The 12,789-nt window shown below is 41.2% G+C and carries 12 protein-coding genes and 1 pseudogene; 12 read left to right on the top strand and 1 reads right to left on the bottom strand.

The window, feature by feature from the left end:
* From tnpB to tnpA, 11 genes and pseudogenes are all read left to right on the top strand, one after another.
* A partial coding sequence (gene tnpB, locus HT687_RS10000; protein ID WP_172924184.1) for an IS66 family insertion sequence element accessory protein TnpB occupies nucleotides 1–150 on the top strand: 150 nt, incomplete at its 5' end.
* Nucleotides 144–218, top strand: a pseudogene (locus HT687_RS09995) (transposase); the annotation flags it as partial. The gene tnpB and the pseudogene HT687_RS09995, both read left to right, overlap by 7 nt.
* A 234-nt stretch (nucleotides 219–452) precedes the next feature.
* A complete protein-coding gene (locus HT687_RS09990; RefSeq protein WP_001068295.1) occupies nucleotides 453–1,730 on the top strand; it encodes an ABC transporter permease in 1,278 nt (425 codons plus the stop codon).
* A 126-nt stretch (nucleotides 1,731–1,856) separates the two neighbouring features.
* Nucleotides 1,857–2,504, top strand: coding sequence for an ABC transporter ATP-binding subunit Vex2 (vex2, locus tag HT687_RS09985; RefSeq protein ID WP_000173719.1), 648 nt, complete (start codon nucleotides 1,857–1,859; stop codon nucleotides 2,502–2,504).
* 55 nt (nucleotides 2,505–2,559) lie between these two features.
* Nucleotides 2,560–3,939, top strand: coding sequence for an ABC transporter permease subunit Vex3 (gene vex3, locus HT687_RS09980; protein ID WP_100104492.1), 1,380 nt, complete (start codon nucleotides 2,560–2,562; stop codon nucleotides 3,937–3,939).
* 297 nt (nucleotides 3,940–4,236) lie between these two features.
* Complete coding sequence (locus tag HT687_RS09975; RefSeq protein WP_054394515.1) at nucleotides 4,237–6,087, top strand: CAP domain-containing protein; 1,851 nt, start codon at nucleotides 4,237–4,239, stop codon at nucleotides 6,085–6,087.
* Nucleotides 6,050–6,811, top strand: coding sequence for a hypothetical protein (locus tag HT687_RS09970; protein WP_023936607.1), 762 nt, complete (start codon nucleotides 6,050–6,052; stop codon nucleotides 6,809–6,811). Before HT687_RS09975 ends, HT687_RS09970 begins: the two co-directional genes overlap by 38 nt.
* A gap of 279 nt (nucleotides 6,812–7,090) precedes the next feature.
* The gene (vncR, locus tag HT687_RS09965) at nucleotides 7,091–7,747 is read left to right on the top strand and encodes a response regulator transcription factor VncR (protein ID WP_023936605.1); all 657 of its coding nucleotides are present in this window, start codon (nucleotides 7,091–7,093) and stop codon (nucleotides 7,745–7,747) included.
* The gene (gene vncS / locus HT687_RS09960) at nucleotides 7,744–9,072 is read left to right on the top strand and encodes a sensor histidine kinase VncS (RefSeq protein WP_001254965.1); all 1,329 of its coding nucleotides are present in this window, start codon (nucleotides 7,744–7,746) and stop codon (nucleotides 9,070–9,072) included. Before vncR ends, vncS begins: the two co-directional genes overlap by 4 nt.
* Before the next feature lie 140 nt (nucleotides 9,073–9,212).
* Nucleotides 9,213–10,094: a class II fructose-bisphosphate aldolase gene (locus HT687_RS09955; RefSeq protein WP_001019001.1), complete on the top strand. Its 882-nt coding sequence runs from the start codon at nucleotides 9,213–9,215 to the stop codon at nucleotides 10,092–10,094.
* Nucleotides 10,095–10,549: 455 nt separating this feature from the next.
* Complete coding sequence (tnpA, locus tag HT687_RS09950; protein ID WP_023934883.1) at nucleotides 10,550–11,023, top strand: IS200/IS605 family transposase; 474 nt, start codon at nucleotides 10,550–10,552, stop codon at nucleotides 11,021–11,023.
* Nucleotides 11,024–11,162: 139 nt separating this feature from the next.
* Here the strand turns inward: tnpA and HT687_RS09945 are convergent, their stop codons facing one another.
* Nucleotides 11,163–12,353 (bottom strand): ferric reductase-like transmembrane domain-containing protein, encoded by a 1,191-nt coding sequence (locus HT687_RS09945; protein WP_031233641.1) that lies wholly within the window; start codon nucleotides 12,351–12,353, stop codon nucleotides 11,163–11,165.
* Nucleotides 12,354–12,503: 150 nt separating this feature from the next.
* On the opposite strand from HT687_RS09945, the gene HT687_RS09940 reads away from it, so the two are divergent.
* Entirely contained in the window at nucleotides 12,504–12,668 is a 165-nt protein-coding gene (locus HT687_RS09940) for a hypothetical protein (protein ID WP_172924183.1), read from the top strand.
* Nucleotides 12,669–12,789: the final 121 nt, after the last annotated feature.

Below are 12,789 nucleotides of genomic sequence, written 5' to 3'. Positions count from 1 at the left end.
CTATATAAACGCTTTGAGAGCGGCAGACTGACTTGGCCCAGTACAGAAAAGGATATCAAAGCTCTCACGCCTGAACAAGTAGACTGGCTTATGAAGGGCTTTTCTATCACTCCCAAAATAAATTCATCAGAAAGTCGTGATTTCTATTGAAAGACGGGCATCTGGTCCTTTCCAATAATCTAGCTGAACGCGCTATTAAATCATTGGTTATGGGACGGAGTAAAAGAGTCCAGTGGACTCTTTTAGCCTAAGAAAAACGTGGACTGATTTTGTGTTTGGATTATGACCTTGAACGACATGCTTTAAAAGTTAGTTGAACCGCCGTATGCCGAACGGCACGTACGGTGGTGTGAGAGGGACTAGAGATTATCCCCTACTCGATATTTTTTTCGTATTTCATAAACATTTCATATTTGGGTTTTATAATAGTCTTACAAATATGGAGGTGACAAATGAATCCAATCCAAAGATCTTGGGCTTATGTCAGCAGAAAACGACTGAGAAGTTTTATTTTATTTCTGATTTTATTGGTCCTATTGGCTGGAATTTCAGCCTGTTTGACGCTGATGAAGTCCAACAAAACAGTTGAAACCAATCTTTACAAATCACTCAATACATCTTTTTCTATTAAGAAGATAGAAAATGGTCAGACTTTCAAGTTGTCGGACTTATCATCCGTGAGCCAGATTAAGGGACTGGAACATGTCTCTCCTGAACTCGAGACGGTCGCAAAACTAAAAGACAAGGAAGCAGTGAGTGGCGAGCAGAGCGTGGAGCGTGATGATTTGTCAGCTGCAGACAAAAACTTGGTCAGCTTAACGGCTCTTGAGGATTCATCCAAGGATGTGACCTTTACCAGTTCGGCCTTCAACCTAAAAGAAGGGCGACACCTTCAAAAAGGGGATTCCAAGAAAATCCTGATCCACGAAGAGTTGGCTAAGAAGAACGGTCTTTCGCTTCATGACAAGATTGGCTTGGATGCTGGTCAGTCTGAATCTGGAAAAGGACAAACAGTAGAGTTTGAGATTATCGGCATCTTTTCTGGTAAAAAACAAGAGAAATTCACAGGCTTGTCTTCTGACTTCAGTGAAAATCAAGTCTTTACAGATTATGAAAGTAGCCAAACCCTTTTGGTCAATAGTGAAGCTCAAGTCAGTGCAGCACGCTTCTATGTAGAAAATCCTAAGAAAATGGACGGACTCATGAAGCAGGTAGAAAACTTGGCCTTGGAAAATCAAGGCTACCAAGTCGAAAAGGAAAACAAGGCTTTTGAACAAATCAAAGACTCAGTGGAAACCTTTCAAACCTTCCTGACCATCTTCCTTTATGGGATGTTGATAGCAGGAGTAGGGGCCTTGATTTTGGTCTTGTCTCTCTGGTTGAGAGAAAGGGTCTACGAAGTGGGGATTTTACTAGCACTTGGAAAAGGCAAGAGCTTGATCTTCCTACAGTTCTGTTTAGAGGTAGTTTTGGTATCTCTTGGTGCCTTGCTTCCAGCATTTGCTGCAGGCAACGCCATCACATCCTACCTACTCCAAACTCTACTAGCAAGTGGAGAGCAGGCAAGCTTACAAGACACGCTAGCCAAAGCAAGCAGTCTATCAACCAGCATCCTATCTTTTGCAGCATCCTATGTTTTTCTAGTTCTGCTTAGTTGCTTATCTGTAGCCCTTTGTTTCCTATTCTTATTTAGAAAAGCGCCGAAAGAAATTTTATCATCTATTAGTTAATACTCTTTGAAAATCTCTTCAAACCGCGTTAGCTGTATCTGCAACCTCAAAGTTGTGCTTTGAGCAACCTACAGCTAGCTTCCTAGTTTGCTCTTTGATTTTCATTGAGTATAAGAAGGAGAAATCATGACTTTATTACAATTACAAGACCTTAACTACCGTTATAAGAACACTGCTGAGGCAGTCCTATATCAGATCAATTATCATTTTGAACCTGGGAAATTTTACAGTATTATTGGGGAGTCAGGAGCGGGGAAATCCACTCTCTTGTCCCTACTTGCTGGTTTAGATAGTCCTGTTGAAGGTTCGATTCTTTTCCAAGGAGAGGATATTCGTAAGAAGGGGTATTCCTACCATCGTATGCACCATATTTCCCTGGTATTTCAAAATTATAACTTGATAGATTATCTTTCTCCACTGGAAAATATCCGCTTGGTCAACAAAAAGGCAAGCAAGGATACACTGCTTGAGCTTGGTTTAGATGAAAATCAGATCAAGCGGAATGTTCTCCAGTTATCAGGTGGTCAACAGCAACGTGTTGCCATTGCTCGCAGTTTGGTCTCAGAAGCTCCAGTTATTCTAGCTGATGAGCCAACAGGAAATCTGGATCCTAAAACTGCTGGAGATATTGTCGAACTGCTCAAATCACTTGCCCAGAAAACAGGTAAATGTGTCATCGTCGTAACCCACAGCAAAGAAGTGGCACAAGCATCAGATATTACACTTGAGTTGAAAGATAAGAAACTGACTGAAACTCGAAATACTACGAAATAATACGAACTTTTTCTGTTCAAACTATAAAATAGAATAAAATCTAGAAAGGGAATCTATGTTACACAACGCATTTGCCTATGTTACAAGGAAGTTTTTCAAATCGATCGTCATCTTCCTGATTATTCTCCTCATGGCGAGCTTGAGTTTGGTCGGCTTGTCGATCAAGGGAGCTACTGCCAAAGCTTCTCAGGAGACCTTTAAAAATATCACCAACAGCTTCTCCATGCAAATCAATCGTCGCGTCAATCAAGGAACGCCACGTGGTGCTGGGAATATCAAGGGTGAAGACATCAAAAAAATCACCGAAAACAAGGCCATCGAGTCTTATGTCAAACGTATCAACGCTATCGGAGATTTGACTGGATATGACCTCATTGAAACGCCAGAAACCAAGAAGAATCTCACTGCTGATCGTGCCAAACGTTTTGGAAGTAGCTTGATGATCACTGGTGTCAATGACTCCTCTAAAGAAGACAAGTTTGTCTCTGGTTCTTATAAGCTGGTCGAAGGTGAGCATCTAACCAACGACGACAAAGATAAGATTCTCATGCATAAGGACTTGGCAGCCAAACACGGCTGGAAAGTTGGGGATAAGGTCAAACTAGACTCCAATATCTACGATGCCGATAATGAAAAAGGAGCCAAGGAAACAGTCCAAGTGACAATCAAGGGACTCTTTGATGGTCATAATAAGTCAGCAGTAACTTACTCACAAGAGCTTTACGAAAATACAGCCATCACAGACATCCATACTGCTGCTAAACTTTATGGATACACAGAAGACACAGCTATTTATGGGGACGCAACCTTCTTTGTAACAGCAGACAAGAACTTGGATGATGTTATGAAAGAGTTGAATGGCATCAGTGGTATCAACTGGAAGAGCTACACACTCGTTAAGAGTTCCTCTAACTACCCAGCTCTAGAGCAATCCATTTCTGGTATGTACAAGATGGCCAACCTCCTCTTCTGGGGTAGCTTGAGCTTCTCAGTCCTTCTCCTTGCACTCTTGCTTAGTCTTTGGATCAACGCCCGTCGTAAGGAAGTGGGCATTCTCCTCTCTATCGGTCTTAAGCAGGCAAGTATCTTGGGGCAATTCATAACCGAATCCATCTTGATTGCTATCCCTGCTCTAGTTTCTGCTTACTTCCTAGCTAATTACACTGCCCGTGCAATTGGAAACACTGTCCTTGCCAATGTGACTTCAGGTGTTGCCAAACAGGCTAGTAAGGCGGCTCAAGCCTCTAACCTTGGTGGTGGTGCAGAAGTAGATGGCTTTAGCAAGACCTTGTCGAGCCTAGATATTTCTATTCAGACTTCAGACTTTATCATCGTCTTTGTCCTAGCCTTGGTTCTAGTGGTTCTCGTTATGGCGCTTGCTTCAAGCAATCTCCTTAGAAAACAACCAAAAGAGCTTTTGCTGGATGGTGAATAATACTGATGCTAGACTGAAAAATGAGGCTAGCAACTGAAAGTTTTAAAATGATACATGAAGCAGAAAGCAGTGGTGAAAATCATTGCTTTCAGTTGCTTTCTTTGTACTTTAGTGTTAAATATGATATACTAAAGTTATGGAATTTATTAGAAAGGGGTTTCGCAACTTATATATGGAATTGTGCATAAAAATCTATAGATAAATCTGTAGAAGCCTATCCATATCGCAAACATAGGCTAGTAGACCTAGGCAGGGTCTACCTTGGAAAATATAGAATAGTGAGGAAAAATAAATATTATGAGACAAACAAATGTTAGAGGAAGCTTATCCCTCCGTGGTTTTAGAAAATTAAGAACGGGTGCAATTGTTGCGACAGGTGTGATTCTACTGGGGCTAGGCTTTTTATCTCCAACTGTATCAGCCAGTGAACAAGATGGTGTTTGGGTAGCCAGAACAGTTGAGGAAGTGAAAGCTGATATTTTAAATATAGACAATTTATCACACTACACAATTAAGTGGGGAGATACATTGAGTGCTATTAGTGGGGCAACAGGGCTATCTGTTGATAGTTTGGTTGAGATAAATCGTATTGCAAATAGAGATTTGATTTTTGCTAATAATAAATTGTATTTTAGCGAAGAGGCTTTTCTAAAAGATGGAAATACAGAAGTAAAAAGACAGCGAGTGTCGATTGATAATTCTGGTAGTCGTCAAAGTTATGAAGTTGAAACAAAAACAGATACTGTAACTGGTGAACAAAGGACTACTGTTAAACAAACGACACCAGTAGCTGTGGAAATCCCAGCGGCGTCAGCAGAGAAAGCTGAAGAGTCAGTATTGCCGGCATCGAAATCAGAAACCTCAGTCTCAGTTGCGCCAAAAGCCGAAACAAGATCAGAAACTTTACATGCTCCATCTGCAGATACTACAATTGAATCAGGGAACTCAACTGAATCAAGTCCAGTAGTAGACAAGGCCCTTTCAAATATAGGGACAACAAATCAACCTGTAGTTTCAAATCCAAGTTCTGAAGCGCCAGCACCGAAAGTGGAAGAGCCAATGGTATCAGAACCAAAATCGGAAGAACCAGCGACCCCAGCACCAAAATCGGAAGCACCAGCGACCCCAGCACCAAAAGTGGAAGAACCAGAGTCACCGGCGCCAAAAGCGGAAGAACCAGCAACACTGGCACCAGAAGTAGAAGAGCCAACGGTATCAGAACCAAAAGCAGAAGCACCAGAGTCACCAGCGCCAAAAGCAGAAGAGCCAATGGTATCAGAACCAAAATCAGAAGCACCAGCGACCCCAGCGCCAAAAGCAGAAGAGCCAATGGTATCAGAACCAAGAGCAGAAGCACCAGCAGCGCCAGCGCCAAAAGCAGAAGCACCAGCGTCTCCAGCACCAAAATCAGAAGCACCGGTAGCTACAAGACCAACCACGGAAGATCCAGTAACACCGAAAGGGGAAGCACCGGCTGTACCACAAAAGGAGGTGCAGACTGTATTTAAATCGGAAGTGAGTCAAGCATCTGCTGGCAATGTTTTGGTGGGAATCAAAGGAGAATTTTTAACACCAGATCAACAAGCTATCTTAGATTCTCTTAATAAGATTCGTAAAGAGGCTTTTGAGGAGAAATTAGTAGATAAGTATGTTCCGATTAAGTGGTCAACACAACTGGAAAAAACGGCTCTTATGAGAGCTGCTGAGTCTTCTATTACGAATGCCCATGCTCGTCTCTCTGACAAAAATATTTGGACAGCTTTTCCGACTGGTACTAGAACATTTGGAGAAAACTTGGCGTGGAATTATAAAGGATTTGCAGAGGCGATTAAGCAATGGTACTCAGAAAAAGCCGATTATATTAAAAAATCAAAGGGTGAGACAGTTGCAGGTCAAACTGGTCATTATAAATCATTGATAAATCCTCTATATACTTATACAGGTCTTGGTGCATTTAATAACCCTCGTCATGAACATCACTGGATTACTGTTGCACAAATTTTAGGAGATAAGGTCGACTCGGAGGCTTTAGTTGGACAGTATGGGCCAGCAATTCAAGAAGCAGAGGTGACAGAATCTCAACTTTCCTCATTTAAAACAAAAGCTGATATTGTCGAAAACACATCTGATAGAAGAGACAAACAGTAAAGATGTTAATTCACAGGAAGCGTCTTCAGAAACAAGAGATGTAACATCGCACGGTAACGGAGCAACAGAGGAAGCAAAGACTGTAGAATCTACGGAAAGCACAGAGAAAAGCCAAGTAGAACCAGCTGAAAACACATCAGCTACGGATATGGCAGAAACAGGAAAAACATCTGTAGCTCCATCATCAGACTCAGAAAAAGTATTGACCACCACAGAAGAAACTGGAGAAGCGACTTCGTCTGATTCTAACTTAGTAAATTCACAAGAAAATAATTCTGAGACACAAGATGGAACAACAAATGCCACATCAGAAGAATCGTCAGAGTCAAAAGAAGCATCAGTTACCTCTGAAAGTGAGTCAACAGACACACAACCATCTGTAGAAGTAGGAACAGAAGAAACACTAGCTCCAAAAGACGCAGGAACAACAGTAGAAGCTGAAGAAGTTGTAACATCAGCTCCTCAAAAGGTCAAAGTCAATGTTTTTTATAACTTTGATAAAATGAAAGATATTGCAGGTTTTCTAGGAGATATCAATGGAACTCCTCTTGAAATCGCGGAAGGTTCAACAGATGATGAAGTAAAAGTAGCAGTCAAGAACCAAGTTGATGCCAAGAAAGAGGAATTACGTAAACGTGGTTATACTGTTAAAGAAGACTATCTCTATAAAAATAATGGGAAAGATTATAATTACGTTGTAACATTTTCAAAAGCAGCTAAATAATTTTCATTCCACAGAGAGTGAAATGCAAGCAGAGAGAGCGATAGGCTCTCTTTGTTTTATCTAGTGGTCAGTTGCTTACAGACAAAAGGCCAATAAGAGGCTATAATAGAAAATAGAGTAGGTAGTTATTCTAATACTCTTCGAAAATCTCTTCAAACCACGTCAGCTTCCATCTGCAACCTCAAAACAGTGCTTTGAGCAACCTGCGGCTAGCTTCCTAGTTTGCTTTTTGATTTTTATTGAGTATAAGAAAAATAAAAAATAGAGAGCAGTTAAAGTATGAAAATTTTAATTGTAGAAGATGAAGAGATGATCCGTGAGGGGGTCAGTGATTATTTGACGGATTGTGGCTATGAAACCCTTGAGGCTGCAGATGGGCAAGAAGCCTTAGAAAAATTTTCCAGCTATGAAGTAGCCTTGATTTTACTAGATATCCAGATGCCCAAGCTAAATGGTCTAGAAGTCCTAGCTGAGATTCGTAAAACCAGTCAGGTTCCTGTCTTGATGCTGACCGCCTTTCAGGATGAGGAATACAAGATGACTGCCTTTGCTTCTCTGGCAGATGGCTATCTGGAAAAGCCCTTCTCCCTCTCCCTCTTAAAAGTGAGGGTGGATGCAATTTTCAAGAGATACTACGATACAGGACGAATCTTCTCTTATAAAGATGCCAGGGTGGATTTTGAGAGCTACAGTGCCAGTCTAGCAGGTCAAGAAGTGCTTATCAATGCCAAAGAGTTGGAAATTCTGGACTATCTGGTGAAAAATGAAGGCCGGGCCTTGACTCGGTCTCAGATAATCGATGCCGTCTGGAAAGCGACAGATGAGGTTCCCTTTGACCGTGTCATTGATGTTTATATCAAGGAATTGCGGAAAAAACTAGACCTGGACTGCATCCTCACTGTGCGCAATGTTGGTTATAAATTGGAGCGAAAATGAGACGAACAGGTTTATTTACAAAGATATTTATCTATACCTTCTCGATATTTAGTGTTCTGGTTATCTGCCTTCATTTAGCTATTTATTTTCTATTTCCCTCGACTTATCTGAGTCATCGTCAGGAAACCATTGGCCAGAAAGCGACAGCTATTGCCAAGTCCCTAGAAGGAAAGGATAGGCAGAGCATCGAGCAAGTGTTAGAGCTGTATTCCCAGACTAGTGATATCAAGGGGGGCGTTAAGGGCGAGATGACAGAGGACAAGTTAGAAGTCAAGGACAGCATTCCTCTGGATACGGACCGTCAGACCACCTCTCTCTTTATTGAGGAGCGTGAGGTGACAACGCAAGATGGTAGCACCATGACTCTCCAGTTTCTGGTTTCTATGGATTTGCAAAAGGAAGCAGAGCAAATCAGTCTCCAATTTCTTCCCTATACCTTGCTGGCATCCTTTCTAATTTCCCTCTTGGTGGCCTACATCTATGCTCGGACCATTGTTGCCCCGATCTTGGAAATCAAACGGGTGACTCGTAGAATGATGGAACTGGATTCCCAAGTGCGATTGCGCGTGGATTCTAGGGATGAGATTGGTGATCTCAAGGAACAAATCAATAGCCTCTACCAGCATCTTTTGACTGTCATTGCAGACTTGCATGACAAGAATGAAGCCATTCTCCAGCTGGAGAAGATGAAGGTCGAATTCCTACGAGGGGCTTCTCATGAACTGAAAACACCGCTGGCTAGTTTGAAAATCCTGATCGAAAACATGAAAGAGAATATCGGTCGTTATAAGGATAGAGACCAGTATCTGGGAGTTGCCTTGGGGATTGTGGATGAACTCAATCACCATGTTCTGCAGATACTTTCCCTCTCTTCTGTGCAGGAGTTGCGAGATGATAGGGAAGAAATTGACCTCCTCCAGATGACACAAAGTCTGGTTAAGGATTATGCCTTGCTCGCCAAGGAAAGAGAGCTCCAGATTGACAATAGTTTGACCCATCAGCAGGCTTATCTAAACCCATCAGTTATGAAGTTGATTCTTTCTAATCTCATCAGCAATGCCATCAAGCACTCTGTTCCAGGTGGCTTGGTTGGCATTGGAGAAAGAGAAGGGGAACTCTTTATCGAGAATAGCTGTAGCTCAGAAGAACAAGAAAAACTAGCCCAGTCTTTTTCTGATAATGCTAGTCGCAAGCCCAAAGGGCCTGGGATGGGACTCTTTGTGGTCAAGAGTCTATTGGAACATGAAAAATTAGCTTATCATTTCGAGATGGAGGAGAATCGTTTAACCTTCTTCATAGCTTTTCCAAAAGTCGCCCAAGACTAGAGATAGAAAGGGTTTACATGGATGAAGCTAGAAGAAATTAAATCGAAACTACGGGAAAAACTAGATTTTTTTGTCAAAAAGTGATAAAATGAACAATGTAAATGGGGTGACCCATAAAAATATACAGGAGGCCTGATAAAATGGCAATCGTTTCAGCAGAAAAATTTGTCCAAGCAGCTCGTGACAACGGTTATGCAGTTGGTGGATTTAACACAAACAACCTTGAGTGGACTCAAGCTATCTTGCGCGCAGCAGAAGCTAAAAAAGCTCCAGTTTTGATCCAAACTTCAATGGGTGCTGCTAAATACATGGGTGGTTACAAAGTTGCTCGCAACTTGATCGCTAACCTTGTTGAATCAATGGGTATCACTGTACCAGTAGCTATCCACCTTGACCACGGCCACTACGAAGATGCACTTGAGTGTATCGAAGTTGGTTACACTTCAATCATGTTTGACGGTTCACACCTTCCAGTTGAAGAAAACCTTAAATTGGCTAAAGAAGTTGTTGAAAAAGCACACGCTAAAGGTATCTCAGTAGAAGCTGAAGTTGGTACTATCGGTGGTGAAGAAGACGGAATCATTGGTAAAGGTGAATTGGCTCCAATCGAAGACGCTAAAGCAATGGTTGAAACTGGTATCGACTTCTTGGCAGCTGGTATCGGTAACATCCACGGTCCTTACCCAGCAAACTGGGAAGGTCTTGACCTTGATCACTTGCAAAAATTGACAGAAGCTCTTCCTGGATTCCCAATCGTATTGCACGGTGGATCAGGTATTCCTGATGAGCAAATCCAAGCAGCTATCAAACTTGGTGTTGCCAAAGTTAACGTTAACACAGAATGCCAAATCGCATTCGCTAACGCAACTCGTAAATTTGCTCGTGACTACGAAGCAAACGAAGCAGAATACGACAAGAAAAAACTCTTCGACCCACGTAAATTCTTGGCTGACGGTGTAAAAGCTATCCAAGCATCAGTTGAAGAACGTATCGACGTATTCGGTTCGGAAGGTAAAGCTTAATCTAGCTGAATAATACAGATGAAACCTACCCATTGGGTGGGTTTTTTGATTTCAAGCTACTCGTTTTGGTATAGTAAACTGAATCTAGACTAGCACAATGCTGCTTCTATAGCATTTTGAAACTGGAATAGGACGCCATGACTGCTAAAAGATTTCTATAAATTCATTTGATTTTCCTAATCAATTTGTTCGTATCCTATTTTATTCCACTATAAAATATTCTTATCAATTGATTTGAATGCCAAAATTCCATCGCTCCGGTCTTATTTTATCTGGCTATAAAAAACTCTCCTGGGAAATCCCAGGAGAGTATGATTATGGCTTCAAGCCAGTTTTTCTCGTAGAGAAAAACAAGAAAACCACCAGCTATGCTGGTGGCTGACAAGGCTTCTAGCTTCCATTTATTTTTCCAAGTATAATCTAATTGTTCAGGTTAGATAAAGGAGGAAAAATAAATGGCTAAAACCAGTTACAGTTTATCACATACTAAATGGATGTGCAAATATCATATAGTTTTTACACCTAAGTATCGCCGTAAGGCGATATATTACAAAGTCAGGTCGGATTTGATAGATATTATTAAACATCTATGCGGTTGTCGTGGCGTGGAGATTATCGAAGGTCATATGATGCCAGACCATGTACACCTGTTTGTATTGATACCTCCCAAACTTTCGATTTCCGATTTTATGGGGTATCTCAAGAGCAAAAGTGCATTGATGATATTTGATAAGCACGCTAATTTAAAATATAAGTATGGAAATCGAAAGTTCTGGGCTAGGGGATACTATGTAAGTACCGTTGGACTAAACGAAAAGACCGTAGCTAAATATATTCGCGAGCAGGAAAAGAATGACATTGCACTCGATAAGCTGAGTGTAAAAGAATATGAAGATCCGTTTTCTGATGGCGGATTTAGAACAAGGTAAAAGCCCGTTGTGACGGGCATTAGTCAAGTAATATAGCACGACCTGAACGAAGTTCAGCGAGCGTCTTTAGACGCCGCTGGAGAGAAACGGCTTATAGCCGGTGTACAAGCCACCCGTTTTCACGGGTGGTTATGACTACTTATTTGAACTTGAATCCTTCGTAAATAAGCTCTGCTTTTGGATTTTGTTTCTTAATCTGTTTGGAAAGTGCCTTCATCATAGAAAGATGACCACACATATAGACGGTTGCATGTTCAGGCACTTCTTTTTGTTCAAAATTAAGATAGCCGTCTTTCCTACTGTCGATTAGATGAAGTTCAAAATTAGGATTTTTTTGAGCATAGTCACGGAGTAAATCAAGGTAGACTGCATTTTCTTCTCCACGGACGCTATAGTAGAAGTGAATCCGTTTATCTAAAATAGGATGTTCACGGATGTAAGAGATGAAGGGGGTGATCCCAATGCCTCCAGCAATCCAAACCTGATTTTCTCGTCCTTCTTCTATGATCATGTGTCCGTAAGCTCTGTCTACACTTACTTTGCTGCCGGCTTGAAGATTATCATAGATATTATTGGTATGGTCGCCTGAATTTTTAACAGTAAAGTAAAGAGTTTGACCATGACCTCCTGAGATAGAAAAGGGATGCGGAGCACTTTCAAAGCCTTCTTGGAAAATCTTTAGAAAGGCAAATTGTCCTGATTGATAGTTGAAAGGTCTGCTAAGATGGATTTGAATTTCTCTAGTATCGTGATTTAAGCGTTTGAGATGGGTAATTTTCCCTAGATAGGGGAAGGAAATCTTTTGATATAGAAAAATGATATAAAAACCAGCTAGTAAGCCTAAAAGGGCATAGCTACCAACAAGAAAACTTAGAAGATTAAATGTAAGGAGACGATTGCCCATTATCATGTAGATGTGAAAGAGTCCTAAAATATAGGCTAGGTAAACCAGGCGGTGAATCCATCGCCAAGCTTCGTATTGGATGTATTTGCCTAAATAGGCGACAAGGATGATGCTGGCAAAGATATAGATGGCAAGATTACCAAACTGAGCAGCTAAGCGAGAGCCCCACAAACCGCCCATACTAAAGTTATGAAAGATTAGTAGGATGATTGAGAGAAAGGCTGTGAATTTGTGGACGGTGTAGACCTTCTCCAAACCGTGAAACCAGCTTTCTAGTAGTGGTAGACGAGTGGCTAGGATAAAAGTCAGAGATAGGCTTGTTAAAGCTAGTCCTGGAATCATGAATTGGGGAGAAGTGTTCATCCAAGTCAAAAGAGTCAAGATAAAACTAGCTATGATAAAGAGTAGTCCTTTGATTGATTTCATAGAAAATTCCATTTCATTTAGATTTCGATTTGTTGTAAATGAATTTGTTACATTTTATCATAGAAAATGTATGGTGTCAAATCTAGGTGTGTAAATCTCTGCTCTTATAAAAACTCTCCAATTGAACTGGAGAGTGGCTGTTTATACTCAATGAAAATCAAAAAGCAAACTAGGAAGCTAGCCCGCAGGCTGCTCAAAAACCGTTTTGAGGTTGTGGATAGAACTGACGAAGTCAGCTCAAAACATGGTTTTGAGGTTGTAGATGAAACTGACGAAGTCAGTACCCATGCCTTCGGCAAGGCGTCGTTGACGTGATTTGAAGAGCTTTTCACAGAGTATAACCAGAAAGGTCGAGCGCGTGTTCTATTTTGAACTTGAGCGGAAAAATTTAGAACGGAAGGGGAGTTCGGGTTTGAATTGAATCCGATCTACTCTT

Origin of the sequence: Streptococcus sp. 1449, assembly GCF_013276805.1 — a bacterium.
Taxonomy (GTDB): Bacteria; Bacillota; Bacilli; order Lactobacillales; family Streptococcaceae; genus Streptococcus; species Streptococcus pseudopneumoniae.
The sequence above is the reverse complement of the archived record's forward strand: the minus strand, read 5'-3'. Positions and strand labels throughout refer to the sequence as shown.

Bases quoted from the DNA above. Each gene is read 5' to 3' on its own strand.
- HT687_RS09955 (WP_001019001.1), top strand. From the start codon at position 9,213: ATGGCAATCGTTTCAGCAGAAAAATTTGTCCAAGCAGCTCGTGACAAC.
- vncR (WP_023936605.1), top strand. From the start codon at position 7,091: ATGAAAATTTTAATTGTAGAAGATGAAGAGATGATCCGTGAGGGGGTC.
- HT687_RS09940 (WP_172924183.1), top strand. From the start codon at position 12,504: ATGAAAATCAAAAAGCAAACTAGGAAGCTAGCCCGCAGGCTGCTCAAA.
- tnpA (WP_023934883.1), top strand. From the start codon at position 10,550: ATGGCTAAAACCAGTTACAGTTTATCACATACTAAATGGATGTGCAAA.
- HT687_RS09975 (WP_054394515.1), top strand. From the start codon at position 4,237: ATGAGACAAACAAATGTTAGAGGAAGCTTATCCCTCCGTGGTTTTAGA.
- HT687_RS09990 (WP_001068295.1), top strand. From the start codon at position 453: ATGAATCCAATCCAAAGATCTTGGGCTTATGTCAGCAGAAAACGACTG.
- vex2 (WP_000173719.1), top strand. From the start codon at position 1,857: ATGACTTTATTACAATTACAAGACCTTAACTACCGTTATAAGAACACT.
- HT687_RS09945 (WP_031233641.1), bottom strand. From the start codon at position 12,353: ATGAAATCAATCAAAGGACTACTCTTTATCATAGCTAGTTTTATCTTG.
- vex3 (WP_100104492.1), top strand. From the start codon at position 2,560: ATGTTACACAACGCATTTGCCTATGTTACAAGGAAGTTTTTCAAATCG.
- vncS (WP_001254965.1), top strand. From the start codon at position 7,744: ATGAGACGAACAGGTTTATTTACAAAGATATTTATCTATACCTTCTCG.